Here is a 15,092-nt window from a genome sequence, read left to right on the forward strand (position 1 = left end):
CATTACGCCTAATTTGGGGCGGCGTCATCCGTGACGCCGTGCACCTCAGCGCGGCCGCAGATCGACCACGCGCTGCGCCTTGCCTTCCGAGCGCGGAATATCGCCGCAGTTGGCGATGCTGACGTCGGTGCTGACGCCCACGATCGATTTGATGTGGTGGCGCAGCTGGTGGCAGATATCGCAACGCTGCTGGTGGCTGAGGCTGAGCGCCGATTCTTTCAGCTCGACGCGCACCGCCAGCGTGTCCAGATGCCCGCTGCGGCTGACCTGCAGCTGGTAGTGCGGCGACAACTGCTCGAACTGCATGATCTGCTCTTCCACCTGCGACGGGAAAACGTTGACACCGCGAATGATCAGCATGTCGTCGGAGCGGCCGGTGATCTTGCCCATGCGGCGCATCTGGCGCGCGTCGCCCGGCAGCAGCCGAGTAAGATCGCGGGTGCGGTAGCGGATCACCGGCAGCGCCTCTTTGGTCAGGGTGGTGAACACCAGTTCGCCGTGTTCGCCGTCCGGCAGGGCAATGCCGGTTTCCGGGCAAATGATCTCCGGCAGGAAGTGGTCTTCCCAAATGGTCGGGCCACCGCCGCTCTCCAGACACTCCATCGCTACGCCCGGCCCCATCACTTCCGACAGGCCGTAAATATCCAGCGCCTTGATGCCCATGCGGGTTTCGATCTCGTGGCGCAGGGCTTCGGTCCAGGGTTCGGCGCCGAACACGCCGAGCCGCAGCGAGCAGCCGCGCGCATCGCCGCCCATTTTGCGCTCCAGTTCGTCGATCAGCGTCAGGCAATAGGACGGCGTCACCATGATGATGTCGGGCTTGAAGTCGAGGATCAGCTGCGCCTGGCGCTCCGTCTGGCCGCCGGACATCGGGATCACCGTCGCGCCGAGCCGCTCCGCGCCGTAGTGCGCGCCGAGGCCGCCGGTGAACAGGCCGTAGCCGTAGGCGACGTGCACCTTGTCTTTGGCGGTGGCGCCGCCGGCGCGCAGGCAGCGGGCGACGATATCGGCCCAGTTATCGATGTCGCGCTGGGTGTAACCCACCACCGTCGGGCGGCCGGTGGTGCCCGAGGAGGCGTGGATGCGCACCACCTGTTCCATCGGCACTGCGAAGGTGTCGAACGGGTAGTTGTCGCGCAGATCCTGCTTGGTGGTGTAGGGGAAGCGCGCCAGATCGCTCAGCTGTTTGAGATCGTCGGGGTGTACGCCGGCCTGGTCGAATTTGCGTTTGTACATCGGCACATTGTCGTAGGCGTGGTGCAGCGTCCACTTCAGACGCGCCAACTGCAACGCTTCAATCTCATCGCGCGAGGCGAATTCGATCGTTTCGAGGGGCTGTGGATTTATTGTCATGGTTAGCCTCAGGGGTCAGACACGCTCAATGATCATGGCGATGCCTTGGCCTACGCCGATGCACATGGTGCACAGGGCGTAGCGGCCGGCTCGCCGTTCCAGTTCAAACAGGGCGGCTAGCGCCAGGCGCGCGCCGCTCATGCCCAACGGATGCCCCAGAGCGATCGCGCCGCCGTTGGGGTTAACCTGTGGGGCATCGTCCGGCAGGCCAAGCTGGCGCATCACCGCCAACGCCTGGGCGGCGAACGCTTCGTTCAATTCGATGACGTCCATCTGCGCCAGGCTCAGCCCGGCGATCTCCAGCACCTTGCGGGTGGCCGGCAGCGGGCCGATGCCCATCAGCCGCGGTTCCACGCCGCAGGTGGCGGTGGCAACGATGCGCGCGCGCGGCGTCAGGCCCTGGCGCGCTGCCATCGCTTCAGAGGCGACGATCAGCGCCGCCGCGCCGTCGTTCAGGCCCGAGGCGTTGCCGGCGGTGACGCTGCCGGGCTGACGGAACGGGGTTTTCAGCGCCTGCAGCTGCTCAAAGGTGGTGTCGGCGCGCGGGTGTTCATCCTGGCTGAACAGGGTGACCGCGCCTTTTTTGCCGGTGAGGCTGACCGGCGCTATCTCCTGCGCCAGGTGGCCCAGCGCCTGCGCCCGGGCGGCACGCTGCTGGCTGCGCAGCGCAAAGGCGTCCTGATCGGCGCGGCTAATGTTGAACTGCGCCGCGACGTTTTCGGCGGTCTCCGGCATCGAATCGGTGCCGAACTCGGCCTGCATCCGCGGGTTGACGAAGCGCCAGCCGAGGGTAGTGTCGTACAGCTGCGCCTGGCGGCTGAAGGCGCTGTCGGCCTTGCCCATCACCAGCGGCGCACGGGTCATCGATTCCGCGCCGCCCGCCAGCAGCAACCCGGCGTCGCCGGCCTTGATGCTGCGCGCCGCCATCGCCAGCGCATCCAGGCCCGAACCGCACAGGCGGTTCACCGTGGTGCCGGAAACGCCGATCGGCACTCCGGCCAGCAGCAGCGCCATGCGTGCCAGGTTGCGGTTGTCTTCCCCGGCCTGGTTGGCGCAGCCGAGGATCACATCGTCCAGCTGCGCCCAATCCACCTGCGGATGGCGCTCCAGCAGCACGCGCAGCGGCAGGGCGGCGAGATCGTCAGCGCGCACCTGGGCCAGCGCGCCGCCATAGCGGCCGATCGGGGTGCGCACGCCGTCGCAGATAAATGCCTGATTCATGCCTGATCTCCTAAAATACTGTGGCCGAGGCGGTGCGCGCGGCCGCGGAACCAGGCGACGGTTTTGCCCAGTTGGTTAACGATCTCGACGTCGTACAGCCCGGTGGCTTTGCCTTGGTGGCGCACCGCCGCGCTGGCGGTGAGGCGATCGCCGGCCAGTGCCGGGCGGACGAAATCGATGCTGCAGCCGGAGGCCACCGCCGCCAATCCCTGGCTGTTGCAGGCGTAGGCGAAGGCGGTATCCGCCAGGCTGAACAGCTGGCCGCCGTGGCAGGTCTGGTGGCCATTGAGCATCTGCGGGCCGACGGTCATGCTGACTTGTGCGTACCCGGCGTCGACGGCGTCGATATGCATCCCCATCGCCTGAGCGCAGGTATCTTGCTGGAACATCTGTTCGGCACAGCGCTGAGCCAGCGCGCGCGGCGTATTGGCGTTCATCGTTCGGCTCCTGAGAAAGAGGCGGGGGAAGCGTAGCGGCGCAGCAGTGGCATCGGGCGATAGCGCGCTTCGCCGTAATAGCGTTGCAGGTTTTCCAGCGTCGTCAGAATGTGGCGCCAGCCGAGTGCGGCGCCCCAGGCCAGCGGGCCGCGCGGATAGTTGACGCCGCGCAGCATCGCCAGATCGGTATCTTCGGCGCCGGCGACGCCTTTGTTCACCACGTCGAGCGCTTCGTTGGCCAGCATGGCCAGAGTGCGCATCGTCAGCAGGCCGGGATAATCCGGCAGTTGAATGACCTGCTTGCCGAGGGACTGCAGCAGGCGAATCGCGTTGGCATTGTGTTGCGCGCCGTTTTGCGCAGCGCAGCTGATGGCGATGGCGGAGGCATGCGCATAGTCGGCACAGAGATCGAACAGCACCACGGGCGTTCCACGTTCGTCGGCCAGTTGGCCGGCGGTTTTACCATTGGTTAACATCATTGTAACGTCGTCGATCGTGAGGTACGGGCTGGTCTGGCCAGGTTGTTTGATCGCCCCCGCATTTTCGATCAACAGTTCCGCCAAATCGGCCAGCGAAGACCAGTCGCCGTGCAGCGTGACGCGTTGCGGCGGCGCGGCCTGCGCCGGCGGCGCAAAGGCGATCATCTCTGCGGCGGGCCGTTGCGCGTCGTAGCGGTAGAAGCCGCGGCCGGATTTGCGGCCGAGATGTCCGGCGGCCACCAGCTCCTGCTGCACCAGTGAGGGGGTGAAGCGCGGATCCTGGTAGAAGGCCTGATACACCGAGTCGGTCACGGCGTAATTGACGTCCTGGCCGATCAGATCGGTCAACTGCAGCGGGCCCATGGCGAAGCCGCCGGCGTCGCGCATGACTGCATCCAGGGTGGCTGCGTCGGCCACCCGTTCCTCCAGCGCGCGCAGGGTTTCGGCGTAGAATGGCCGCGCTACGCGGTTGACGATAAATCCCGGCGTCGAGCGGCATACAACGCTCTGCTTACCCCAGCGCTGCGCCAGGGCCTGCAGCGCGGCGAGGGTCTCGGCGCCGGTCTCCAGACCGCTGACGATCTCCACCAACTTCATCAGCGGCGCCGGGTTGAAGAAGTGCAGCCCGGCCATGCGCGCCGGGCGCTGCAGTGCCCCAGCGATAGCGGTGATTGACAGCGAGGAGGTATTGCTGGCGAACAGCGCCGTGGGCGAGCAGACCGCTTCCAGATCGCGGAACAGGCTCTGCTTGATCGCCAGATTTTCCGCCACCGCTTCAATCACCAGTGCGCAGTCGGCCAGCTGCTCGAGCGAATCGGCGCGTTCGAGGCGCGCCAGCAGCGCTTCGGTGGTCGCGGCGTCGGCCTTGCCGCCGTCGACCCGCTGGCGCAGGCGGCGAGCGAGATCGTCGATCGCGCGCTGGGCGGCGGCGGGCGCGATATCGAACAGCCGCACCGGATGGCCGGCGGCAGCGGCCACCTGGGCGATGCCGATGCCCATAGTGCCGGCGCCGATCACCGCCACCTGGCCGTTAAGAAGGGGCGCGTTCATGGCTATTTCCCGCTGAAGTTTGGCGTGCGTTTGGCAAAGAACGCGCTGACGCCTTCGCGGTAGTCGTCGCTGCGGCCGCCCAATCGCTGCAGATCGCGCTCCAGATCGAGCTGCTGATCGAGGCTGTTGGTGGCCGAGCTGTAGAGGGCTTTCTTGATCAGTCCCAGGCCGTAGGTCGGCTGGGTGGCCAGATGGCGCGCCAGCGTTTGCGTGCGGTCGACCAGCTCGTCCGCCGGCACCACCTGCCAGATCATGCCCCATTCCAGCGCCTGCTGGGCGCTGATTTTGTCACCCAGCAAGGCCATACCCATCGCGCGGGCGTGGCCGGCCAGCCGCGGCAGGAACCAGCTGCCGCCGGAGTCAGGCACCAACCCCAGACGGCAGAACGACTGAATAAAGCTGGCGTTGTCGGCGGCGATGACGATATCGCACGCCAGAGCCAGCGCGGCGCCGGCACCGGCCGCCACGCCGTTGACCGCGCACACCACCGGCTTCGGCAGGGCGGTCAGGCGACGGATCAGGGGATTGTAGAAACGTTCGACCGACAGGCCGAGATCCGGCGCCTGTTGGTCGGCGCTGACGTTGCGATCGTTGAGATCCTGCCCGGCGCAGAAACCGCGCCCGGCGCCGGCGATCAGCAGGCTGCGCACGCTGTCGTCGCGCTCGGCTTGCGTCAATGCTTCGCTCAGTTGGCGATGCATCTCGTCGTTAAAGCTGTTGAGCCGATCCGGCCGGTTGAGGGTCAGCGTCAACACGCCGGCGTCGAGATGGCTGAGAACCAATGCGTTATCCATAAATCAGCGCCCCTGATAGTTTGGCGTACGTTTTTCGAAAAAGGCGGCGATGCCTTCGCGGCGATCGTCGGTGGCGGCCAGGGTGACAAATTGCTGACGCTCCATCGCCAGCCCCTGGCTAAGGCCGATCTCCTCGGCCTGTTTCAGCGCCTGTTTGGCGGCGCGCAGCGCCAGCGGCGCCTGACGGCTGATGCGATCGGCAATCTGCTGCGTGCGTTCCAGCGTCAGGGCATCGACGCACACTTCGCTGATAAGGCCGGCCTGCAGCGCGGTGCGGGCGTCGATGGGCTCGCCGGTCAGCACCATCTGGCTGGCGCGCGCCTTGCCGACGCAGCGGATCAGGCGCTGGGTGCCCCCGGCGCCCGGTATCAGGCCGAGGGTGATCTCCGGCAGGCCGAAGCGGGCGCTTTCGCCGCCGATGACGATGTCGCAGGCCAGCGCCAGCTCGCAGCCGGCGCCCAGGGCATAACCGTTCACCGCCGCCAGCAGCGGCTTGCTGAACTGGGCCAGACGCTGCCACAGCTGCGGACGGCGATCCGCCAGCGCGGCCGGCAGATCCTGCTGTTGCAGTTCACGCAGATCGGCGCCGGCGGCGAAGAAGCGCGCCGCGCCGGCGATCACTACGGCGCCTACGCCGCTGTCGGCGTCGGCCTGCTCCAGGCGGGCAACCAGCTGTTCCAGGCACGGCGTGCTCAGGGCATTACGCGCCTCCGGGCGGTGCAGCGTCAGCGTGACCACGCGGTGCTGCTGCTGATGCAAAATAAAGGGGGTGTCCATCGCGGCTCCTAGACGTCGAAGTCCAATACCACGCCGTCGCCTTTCGGCCACGACTGGCAGCTCAATACGTAGCCCGCCGCCAGCTGATCCGGCTCCAGGCTGTAGTTGACTCCCATCTCCACCTGGCCGGCCTTCAGACGGCATTTGCAGGTGGCGCAGACGCCGCCTTTGCAGGCGTAGGGCAGGTCGGCGCCCTGGCGCAGCGCGGCGTCGAGAATGCTGTCGTCCTGTTCGCCGACCTCGATATCCAACCGGCGCCCGTCGAGCAGGAGCGCCACCCGGGTAGCGTTGCGATCGCCGCTGTGGCGCGGGCGGGCGACCAGGCCGCTGGTGTTGAAGCGTTCACTGTGGATGTGGTTGGCCGGGACGCCGGCCTGTTCCAGCACGGTTTGCGCGTCGTCCATCATCGATTCCGGCCCGCAGATAAAGGCGTGGTCATAGTCGCGGAAATCCAGCAGCGTGCCGCCGATCGCCGTCAGGCGTTCACGGTCGATGCGGCCGCTGAGCAGCGGGCTGTCGAGGCTCTCCTGGCTGAACAGGTACAGCTGCTGAAAACGCTGCGGGTAGCGGTTTTTCAGATCCGACAGCGCCTCTTTGAACATCATCGAACGGCTGTTGCGGTTGCCGTAGATCAGGGTGAAGCTGCTGCCCGGTTCGAGCAGCAGCGTCGCCTTGATGATCGACAGCATCGGCGTGATGCCGGAGCCGGCGGCGATCGCCAGGTAGTTGCCGTGGCGCTCTGCCTGCGGCTGGTAGCCGAAGCGCCCCTGCGGCACCATCACCTCCAGTGCGTCGCCGACTTTCAGCATGCGGTTGACGAAGCCGGAGAAACGGCCCTGATCAATCGCTTTTACGCCGATCTGCAGCAGGCCTTCCTGCGGCGAACTGCAGATGGAGTAGCAACGCCGCAGTTCTTCGCCGTTGACTAGCGCCTTGAGCGTCAGGTGCTGGCCGGGGGTATAGCGGTATTGGTTTTGCAGCTCTTCAGGCACCCGCAGGGTGATGGCTACGGCGTCAGGCGTTTCGCGCTCGATGGCGGCGACGCTCAGGCGATGAAAGACCGTCATGGTGTCAGCGCTCCTATATGCATTTGAAATAGTCGAACGGTTCCCGGCAGTCGCAGCAGCGGTACAGCGCTTTACAGGCGGTGGATCCGAACTCGCTGATCTTCTCGCTGTGGGTGCTGCCGCAGCGCGGGCAGGCGACCGGGCCGTGGGCATGCGGCCGATCGCAGGTGTGGCCCTGCGGGGGCGCTACGCCGTATTGCCGCAGCCGCTCGCGGGCGTCGGCGTTCATCCAGTCGGTGGTCCAGGCCGGGCTGAGGCGAATGTCCACCTGCACCGGGCTGAAACCGGCGGCCGCCAGCCGCTGCTCGATAGCGTTGAGCAAAAATTCGGTGGCCGGGCAGCCGGAATAGGTTGGGGTGAAGGTCACGCGCCAGCCGCTGCCGTCGCGTACCACGTCGCGCACCATGCCCAAATCGGTGATCGACAGCACCGGCAGCTCGGGATCGCTGATCTGCTGCAGGCAGTGCCAAATCTGCGGGATTTCGGCGGGTTGCAAACGAGTGACGTTCATCGCGGCCTCCTACCACTGACTGTTTGGGTAGGCGCGCTGCAGGAACTGCATCTCCGCCAGCAACGGGCCGAGGTGTTCGCTGTGCTGACCTTGCTTGCCGCCGTGACGGAACGCCTGCTCGGCGGGCAGCGCCAGCGTCGCCTGCCGCAGCGTCTCTTCCACCTGCGCTAGCCAGGGGGCCTGCAGCGTGCGCGGATCGACGGCGATGCCTTGTTCCGCCAACACCAGTTCCAACGCGTCGGCGTGGAACAGCTCGGCGGTAAAGCGCCACAGGTTATCCAGCGACTGTTGGATCTTGCGGTGGCTGATGTCGTTGCCGTCACCGAGGCGGATCATCCAGCCGTGGCTGAAGCGCAGGTGATAATCGGCCTCCTTCAACGATTTGGCGGCGATGGCGGCGATCTGCGCATCGCGGCTGCGGCTCAGCGCCTGGTGCAGCTGCACGTGGTAGGCGTCGAGCAGGAATTGGCGCACCAGCGTGTCGTTGAAACCGCCGTTCGGCTGTTCCGCCAGCAGCAGGTTATGGAACTGGCGCTCGTCACGGCCGAAGGCCAGGCTGTCTTCGCTGCAGGGCGGCCCGGCCAGTTCGGCGGCGTAGCCCAGGAAGTGGCGCGCCTGGCCGAGCAGATCGAGACCGATGTTGGCCAACGCCAGATCGATTTCCAGTTCGGGCGCGTGGCCGCACCAGGCGCACAGACGCTGGGCGAGGATCAGAGGCGTGTCGCCCTGGCGGAGCAAATAGCTGATGCGCGGATCGTTAACCGTCATGGTCGCCTCTACATGTTCTTGATGCCGTCGGGGATGGTGTAAAACGTCGGATGACGGTAGATCTTGTCTTCGGACGGATCGAAGAACGCGCCGCGATCTTCCGGCTGCGAGGCGATCAGATGGCGCGATTGCACCACCCAGATCGAACAGCCTTCGTTGCGGCGCGTGTAGGCGTCGCGGGCGTTTTCCAGCGCCATTTGGTCGTCGGCGGCGTGCAGGCTGCCGACGTGGCGATGCGCCAACCCTTGTTTGCTGCGGATAAACACTTCATACAGCGGCCATTCAACGTGGCTCATGATCTCGGTTCCTTATGTTGGCTATGCGGCGGAAGCGGCGTTTTTCGCGGCGTGGGCCATGGCGCCGTCGCGCACCCAGGCGCCGTCTTCCCAGGCGCGGCGTTTGGCCTGCAGGCGTTCGTGGTTGCATTGGCCGCGTCCTTTGATCACTTCATGCAGTTCGCTCCAGTCGATCTCGCCGAAGCGATAGTGGCCGGCGGCCTCGTCCCAGGTAAGACTCGGGTCTGGCGCCGTCATGCCCAGCGCCTCAAGCTGCGGCACGGTGTTGTCGACGAATTTCTGCCGCAGCTCATCGTTGCTGTGGCGTTTGATTTTCCACGCCATGCTCTGGGCGCTGTGAGGGGAGTCGGCGTCGCTCGGGCCGAACATCATCAGCACCGGCCACCAGAAGCGATCGATAGCGTCCTGCAACATGGCACGCTGCGTGTCGCTGCCGTTGGCCATCGCCATCACCGCCTCGTAGCCCTGGCGCTGGTGGAAGCTTTCTTCTTTGCAGATTTTCACCATCGCCCGCGCATAGGGGCCGTAGGAGGCGCGGCACAGCGCTACCTGGTTGACGATGGCGGCGCCGTCGACCAGCCAGCCGATCACGCCGATATCCGCCCAGTTGAGCGTGGGGTAATTGAAGATGGAGGAATACTTCATCTTGCCGTCGAGCATCTTTTGGTAGATGTCCTGGCGCGAACAGCCGAGGGTCTCGGCGGCGCTGTAGAGGTACAGACCGTGGCCGGCCTCATCTTGCACTTTGGCCAGCAGCACCGCCTTGCGGCGCAGCGTGGGGGCGCGCGTCAGCCAGTTGGCTTCCGGCAGCATGCCGATGACTTCCGAGTGGGCGTGTTGGCCGATCTGCCGAATCAGGTTCTGACGGTAGGCGTCCGGCATCCAGTCTTTGGCCTCAATGGCGATATCCGCCGCGATCTTGTCGTCGAAATGCTGCTGATATTGTGCGTCAGTTGTCATGCTCGCCTCTTGGTGATTCGTGTTTTTCACATTAGATATAAAAATGTGAATCACTTTAACTAACCATAAGGCTACAAACTGATAACAAAAAGATCAAACGAGATTCATGTGGTTTTGCGAGTTCACTCACAAGGTTTTTTGTTATTTTGTTGATTTAATTTGATAAATAAAACCATCAATTCCGTATTAATGACAGGGTAAGCGGCTTGAAAACGGGTTTTGTTCTGTTTTTGTTAAAATTTGATTTGGCGTTGACTGGCATTTATGTGATACGTAATTAAGCTGTAGGGTGAAAATTTATGAATTTTGGAGGGCACATGCAGCAGTTACACAGTTATCTATCTGGCGCCTGGGTGTATGGGCAGGGAGAGGGCCGCGAGATCCGTCACGCCGTGACCGGCGAAGCGCTGTACCAGGTCTGCTCCGACGGCCTGCCGTTAGCGGCGAGCCTGAGCTATGCCCGCAGCCACGGCGGCCCGGCGCTGGCGAACATGACATTCCAGCAGCGCGCCCAGATGCTGAAAGCGGTGGCGAAACACCTGCTGGCGCATAAAGAGGCGCTGTATCAGATTTCCTATCAAACCGGTGCGACGCGCAGCGACGGGTGGGTCGATATCGAAGGCGGCATCGCCACGCTGTTCGCCTATGCCGGCATGGCCGGCCGCGATCTGCCGGATGATACGCTGTGGCCGGAAGACGAGTTGATCCCGCTGTCGAAACAGGCGCAGTTCGCCGCCCGCCACGTGCTCACTTCGCGCCCTGGCGTGGCGCTGCACATCAACGCCTTCAACTTCCCGTGCTGGGGCATGCTGGAAAAACTGGCGCCGACCTGGCTGGCGGGCATGCCGGCCATCATCAAGCCGGCCACCGCTACTGCGCAGCTGACGCAGGCGATGGTCAGGCTGATCGTCGACAGTGGGCTGGTGCCGGAAGGGGCGCTGCAGTTGGTTTGCGGCGGCGTCGGCGACATGTTTGCGCACCTGGATTATCAGGATGCGGTGACTTTCACCGGCTCGGCGCAGACCGGGCAGCGGCTGCGTGCGCATCCGCGCCTGCTGGAAAAATCGATCGCCTTCACCATGGAGGCGGATTCGCTCAACTGCTGCGTGCTGGCGGAGGACGTGACGCCCGAGATGCCGGAGTTTGCGCTGTTCATCAAAGAAGTGTGCCGTGAAATGACCGCCAAGGCGGGGCAGAAATGTACTGCGATCCGCCGCATCATCGTGCCGGCGGCGCAGGTGACGGCGGTGCGTCAGGCCTTGTTGCAGCGCCTGGCGGGGGTGACGGTGGGCGACCCGCAGCTGGAGCCGGTGCGCATGGGGGCGTTGGTCAGCCACGAGCAGCGTGAGGATGTGCAAAGCAAGGTAGAGTTCCTGCTGCGCAATGGTTGCGAACCGCTCTGTGGCGCGGCGCTGGATAAGCTGGAGATCCTGGGCGACGGCGCGCGCGGTGGGGCGTTTTATCCACCGACCCTGCTGTATTGCGCCGATCCGTTCACCCATCAGGCGGTGCACGGCACCGAGGCCTTTGGGCCGGTGGCAACGCTGATGCCGTATGCGGATACCGAGCAGGCGATCGCATTGGCGTTGCTGGGGCAGGGCAGCCTGGCGGGATCGCTGGTGACCGCCGATCCGGCGTTGGCCAAGCGCTTCATTCGCGCGGCGGCCTGCGCCCACGGCCGAATGCTGATTTTGGATGAACAGGCGGCGGCGGAGTCCACCGGCCACGGTTCGCCACTGCCGATGCTGGTACACGGCGGCCCGGGGCGCGCCGGTGGCGGGGAAGAGCTGGGCGGACTGCGTGCGGTGAAGCACTATATGCAGCGCACGGCGATCCAGGGCAGGCCGGCGATGCTGGCGGCCATCGGCGGTGAATGGGTGCGCGGCGCGCCGGTCGCCGAGCATCCGGTACATCCGTTCCGTAAATACTTCGAGCAGCTGCAGCTGGGCGACAGCCTGTTGACCGCGCGCCGCACCGTGACCGAAGCGGATATCGTCAACTTCGCCTGCCTGAGCGGCGATCATTTCTACGCGCACATGGACAAGATCGGCGCCGCCGATTCCCTGTTCGGCGAGCGAGTGGCGCACGGTTACTTTGTGGTGTCCGCCGCGGCCGGGCTGTTTGTCGATGCCGCCGTCGGGCCGGTGATCGCCAACTACGGCATGGAGAATCTGCGCTTTATCGAACCGGTGAAGATCGGCGACACCATTCAGGTGCGGCTGACCTGCAAGAAGAAAATCCGCAAGCCGCAAAAAACCGCCGAGGATCGGCCGCACGGCGTGGTGGTGTGGGATGTGCAGGTGTTGAATCAGGAACAGCAGCCGGTGGCGCTGTACAGCATCCTGACGCTGGTGGCGCGCCAGCAGGGGGACTTCGAGGCGTAATACGCGTTTGCCGCCGCCGGCAGCCCCGGCGGCGGCAATCTATTCAGATCAGCGGCTGACCGCGCAGCTGTTCCAGCACTTTCAGCGGCGAGCGCTGCGGATCCTGCATCTTGTTCACCGGCAACAGGAAGGTCTGTTCCAGCATAAACTGGCCGCCCATCGCGGCGTGCGGCGTTTGATCCGAGAAACAAATCCAGCTGCTGCCCGGCGGAAACGCCAGCGCCAGCTGCGGCCCCTGCTGCTGATAATCGCCGTCGGCCTTCATGGCGTCGTGCAACTGCAGCATCAGGTGGTCATAATGGCTGCGGCGGGTCTTGGTGATGCGCACCTGATGCTGCAGCCAGCTGCTGAGGGCGGAGTAGCGTGCGAGGCGCGGCATAAAGCGTGCCGCCAGCTCAGGGAACGGTTCACCGACGCGCCATTGGCGGTGCTCGCCGTGCGGGTTGATGTTGGTAAAAATGCGCAGAATGCGTTCGCCGTAGTTCGGGCGCGACGGGAAAGCGTCAACGTGCAGGCGGCTGTCGTCTTTGCGCCAGGAACTGGTCGCCCGCCAGGCGGAAACCGGGTGCAAACGCAGGCTGCCGGTCGGATGGTGCAGCGCCTCCTGATACTCGGGCAACAGCCCGGCGATCAGCTGGCGGCACGACTGGTAATAGCGCTCCAGCAGTTGCTGAACCTGCTGCCGGCGTTCCGCGACGGCGACGCCGGTCAGCTTGCCGGACAGCGGCTGATAGCTGATGTTTTTGCGCTTCGGATCGACCAACGTCGGATCCAGCAGTGGCATTTCCTGTTCAGACAGGGTGAAGGCCAGCTCGGGCAGAAACAGTACCTTGCCCTGTTCCAGTTCGCTGACCGCGCTGGATGCTTCCGCTGCCGCCCATTGTCGCAACGGCAGCGTCAGGACGGCCTGTTCACGCATAATATCGCCAGTAGGCATGAGATCTCCTCGCAAATCTATATCGCTTTATTCCCGTCTTTCAGGTTGCCGCGTGATTGGCTGCACTGGCTTGCGCAGTGGCTGGCTGGAGCGGCGTCAGCAGGCCGCTCAATTGCAACGTGAAATTTGTGGGTTCTATTATGGATGTATCAGCAGGGCGCAGTGCGCCGAAGCGTGCGATGGCTTCCTGATAGAGAGAATATTCCCAATAAGGATATCACCGGCAATACCAATGAAAAGTAAACGAGGGCTAAACGGGGCTGCGTGTAGGCACGAATAATCAAAAATGGCACGAATTGTCTGCGGAATGGTGTGTTTTTTATCTTATTGAATTGTAATGGAAATAAATATGCTGCTTATTTATTGGCGTTATTTCATTCAAATAGCAGGGCAAACCGGGGAAATAATGTTGCGGAGTGGAATTATTTCATCTTGTCGGGAATAAATCGGGCCGCCAAATTTGGAGACCCGATTATTGATTAAGCACCGTAAATGCAGTTTTTGCCTTTTTTCTTGGCCTGATACAGCGCGCTGTCCGCCTCATTGATAAAGCTGATCGGCGTATCGTTATACATATGTGGCACTTTGGCGCAGATGCCGATGCTGATGGTGACGATACCGTGCGGGTTGCCCTGATGCGGGATCTTCAGATCGCGTACCGCCTGGATGACGCGTTCGGCGAAAATCAGTGCGCCCTGAATGTCGGTATCCGGCAGGATAATCCCCATCTCTTCGCCGCCGTAGCGCGCTAAAACGTCGTTGCTGCGGCACGCCAACCCTTTGAGCGTTTGGCCGATCTGCTGCAGGCACTGGTCCCCGGCGACGTGGCCATAGCTGTCGTTGTACTGTTTGAAATAGTCGATATCCAGCATCAGCAGCGCCACGCTGCGGTAGTTGCGCGAAGCCCGTGCCAGCTCGTTCTTCAGCGCGATATCAAACTGGCGGCGGTTGGCCAGCCCGGTCAGGCCGTCCAGCAGCGCCAGTTCTTCGAGCATCTGGTTGATGCTGGTCAGCTGATCGCGGGTGCGCATCAGCTCGGCTTCGGTTTGCATGCTGTGCTTGATTTGCCGCAGCAGCACCATGCCCATCGCCAACAGGATCATCAGCAGCGAGAGGCCACCGGCGGCGAACAGCCCGGCGTCGGTGCGCCAGTCCGCCAGCGCGTCGCGTTTCGATAGCCCGGCGGCGATCACCAGCGGAAAGCGGTTGACCCGCGAATAGCCGTAGATGCGCTCCACTTTGTCGTACAGCGAGGTGATGGTGGCGTTGCCGAATTCCGAATGCGGCAAAATTTCGCTGAACAGCACGCCCTTGGCGATGTTTTTACCGATCGACGCCGCCGAGTAGGGGCGGCGGTAAAGGATGGTGCCGTCCGCCAGCAGCAGGTTCAGCGAGGCGTCAGTGTTGAGGGCGAAGCTGTCGTAAAACTGGCGGAAATAATCGACGTACAGCGTCGCCAGCACCACGCCGCCAAAGCTGCCATCCGGGTGGTTGAAGCGCCGCGAAACGGGAATGATCAGATCGCCGGTGGTGCGGCTGCGGATCACCTTGCCGATGTACAGGCCGCCGCCGTCGCGGTTTTGATGGTATTTGAAGTAATCGCGATCGGCGTTGTTGGCGTTCTTGATGAATTTGCCCGAGGAGGTCGCCAGCCAGCGGCCGCGCGCATCGTAGAGAAACAGCCCATGCAGCTGCGGCAGGTTGCCGACCTGCGTCTGCATGACGCGCTGCAGCCGCGTCAGCTGCGATGGACCCAGCCCGTCGTTCTGGAGACGTTCGGTCAGATCGAGCAGATTGCCGTCCACCTGCATGAAAGTATCGTCGGCATGCTGCGCCAGCGAACGGGCGAGGTTGGCGGATTCATGCTCGGCGCTGCGCAGATCGCGCTGGTGCGCGCTCCAGATTTGCCAGCTGTTAAAGAGGATCAGCGTGGCGGCAACGATGATGACAAACACGCCGGCCTGAAATAATAATGGGGAGCTTTTAACGCTGCGCGGCGGCACGGCATCCTGTATGGGTTGCTGCTGAGTCATGTCACCCTTGTTGTTTGATTACTAT

The 15,092-nt window shown here is 63.7% G+C and carries 14 protein-coding genes; 1 reads left to right on the forward strand and 13 read right to left on the reverse strand.

The features are described 5' to 3' along the window. Nucleotides 1–45: 45 nt before the first annotated feature. The 11 genes from paaK to paaA are packed head-to-tail and all read right to left on the reverse strand — an operon-like array spanning nucleotide 46 to nucleotide 9,713. Complete coding sequence (gene paaK, locus BVU99_RS02280; RefSeq protein ID WP_016927188.1) at nucleotides 46–1,353, reverse strand: phenylacetate--CoA ligase PaaK; 1,308 nt, start codon at nucleotides 1,351–1,353, stop codon at nucleotides 46–48. 15 nt (nucleotides 1,354–1,368) lie between these two features. Beyond that, a complete protein-coding gene (gene pcaF / locus BVU99_RS02285) occupies nucleotides 1,369–2,574 on the reverse strand; it encodes a 3-oxoadipyl-CoA thiolase (protein WP_025303370.1) in 1,206 nt (401 codons plus the stop codon). Continuing rightward, nucleotides 2,571–3,011 carry a hydroxyphenylacetyl-CoA thioesterase PaaI gene (paaI, locus tag BVU99_RS02290; RefSeq protein WP_016927190.1) on the reverse strand — a complete coding sequence of 147 codons (441 nt, stop codon included), beginning with the start codon at nucleotides 3,009–3,011 and terminating at the stop codon, nucleotides 2,571–2,573. The genes pcaF and paaI overlap by 4 nt, the downstream gene beginning before the upstream one ends. Then, nucleotides 3,008–4,540 (reverse strand): 3-hydroxyacyl-CoA dehydrogenase, encoded by a 1,533-nt coding sequence (locus BVU99_RS02295; RefSeq protein WP_099817095.1) that lies wholly within the window; start codon nucleotides 4,538–4,540, stop codon nucleotides 3,008–3,010. Before BVU99_RS02295 ends, paaI begins: the two co-directional genes overlap by 4 nt. Before the next feature lie 2 nt (nucleotides 4,541–4,542). Next, a complete protein-coding gene (gene paaG, locus BVU99_RS02300) occupies nucleotides 4,543–5,334 on the reverse strand; it encodes a 2-(1,2-epoxy-1,2-dihydrophenyl)acetyl-CoA isomerase PaaG (RefSeq protein WP_060433466.1) in 792 nt (263 codons plus the stop codon). A 3-nt stretch (nucleotides 5,335–5,337) separates the two neighbouring features. Beyond that, the gene (gene paaF / locus BVU99_RS02305; protein ID WP_099817096.1) at nucleotides 5,338–6,111 is read right to left on the reverse strand and encodes a 2,3-dehydroadipyl-CoA hydratase PaaF; all 774 of its coding nucleotides are present in this window, start codon (nucleotides 6,109–6,111) and stop codon (nucleotides 5,338–5,340) included. Between the two features lie 8 nt (nucleotides 6,112–6,119). Then, nucleotides 6,120–7,178, reverse strand: a complete 1,059-nt coding sequence (paaE, locus tag BVU99_RS02310) for a 1,2-phenylacetyl-CoA epoxidase subunit PaaE (RefSeq protein WP_060433462.1) — start codon at nucleotides 7,176–7,178, stop codon at nucleotides 6,120–6,122. 13 nt (nucleotides 7,179–7,191) lie between these two features. Continuing rightward, nucleotides 7,192–7,689 carry a 1,2-phenylacetyl-CoA epoxidase subunit PaaD gene (gene paaD / locus BVU99_RS02315; RefSeq protein WP_025303365.1) on the reverse strand — a complete coding sequence of 166 codons (498 nt, stop codon included), beginning with the start codon at nucleotides 7,687–7,689 and terminating at the stop codon, nucleotides 7,192–7,194. A 9-nt stretch (nucleotides 7,690–7,698) separates the two neighbouring features. Then, nucleotides 7,699–8,457, reverse strand: coding sequence for a 1,2-phenylacetyl-CoA epoxidase subunit PaaC (gene paaC, locus BVU99_RS02320; RefSeq protein ID WP_049203969.1), 759 nt, complete (start codon nucleotides 8,455–8,457; stop codon nucleotides 7,699–7,701). An 8-nt stretch (nucleotides 8,458–8,465) separates the two neighbouring features. Next, nucleotides 8,466–8,753 carry a 1,2-phenylacetyl-CoA epoxidase subunit PaaB gene (gene paaB / locus BVU99_RS02325; RefSeq protein ID WP_004935173.1) on the reverse strand — a complete coding sequence of 96 codons (288 nt, stop codon included), beginning with the start codon at nucleotides 8,751–8,753 and terminating at the stop codon, nucleotides 8,466–8,468. A gap of 21 nt (nucleotides 8,754–8,774) precedes the next feature. Continuing rightward, nucleotides 8,775–9,713 (reverse strand): 1,2-phenylacetyl-CoA epoxidase subunit PaaA, encoded by a 939-nt coding sequence (gene paaA, locus BVU99_RS02330; RefSeq protein ID WP_033647856.1) that lies wholly within the window; start codon nucleotides 9,711–9,713, stop codon nucleotides 8,775–8,777. Between the two features lie 317 nt (nucleotides 9,714–10,030). Here paaA and paaZ point away from each other — a divergent pair, with 317 nt between their 5' ends. Beyond that, on the forward strand, nucleotides 10,031–12,097 hold the full coding sequence (gene paaZ / locus BVU99_RS02335; RefSeq protein WP_099817097.1) for a phenylacetic acid degradation bifunctional protein PaaZ: 2,067 nt from the start codon (nucleotides 10,031–10,033) through the stop codon (nucleotides 12,095–12,097). 43 nt (nucleotides 12,098–12,140) lie between these two features. Here paaZ and BVU99_RS02340 read toward each other — a convergent pair whose 3' ends face one another. Both BVU99_RS02340 and BVU99_RS02345 read right to left on the reverse strand, forming a co-directional pair. After that, entirely contained in the window at nucleotides 12,141–13,034 is an 894-nt protein-coding gene (locus BVU99_RS02340; protein WP_025303361.1) for a Kdo hydroxylase family protein, read from the reverse strand. Nucleotides 13,035–13,513: 479 nt separating this feature from the next. Next, a complete protein-coding gene (locus BVU99_RS02345; RefSeq protein ID WP_099817098.1) occupies nucleotides 13,514–15,067 on the reverse strand; it encodes a sensor domain-containing diguanylate cyclase in 1,554 nt (517 codons plus the stop codon). Nucleotides 15,068–15,092: the final 25 nt, after the last annotated feature.

The sequence above is a fragment of the Serratia sp. OLAL2 genome, assembly GCF_002752475.1.
In the GTDB taxonomy this organism is placed as follows: Bacteria; Pseudomonadota; Gammaproteobacteria; order Enterobacterales; family Enterobacteriaceae; genus Serratia; species Serratia bockelmannii.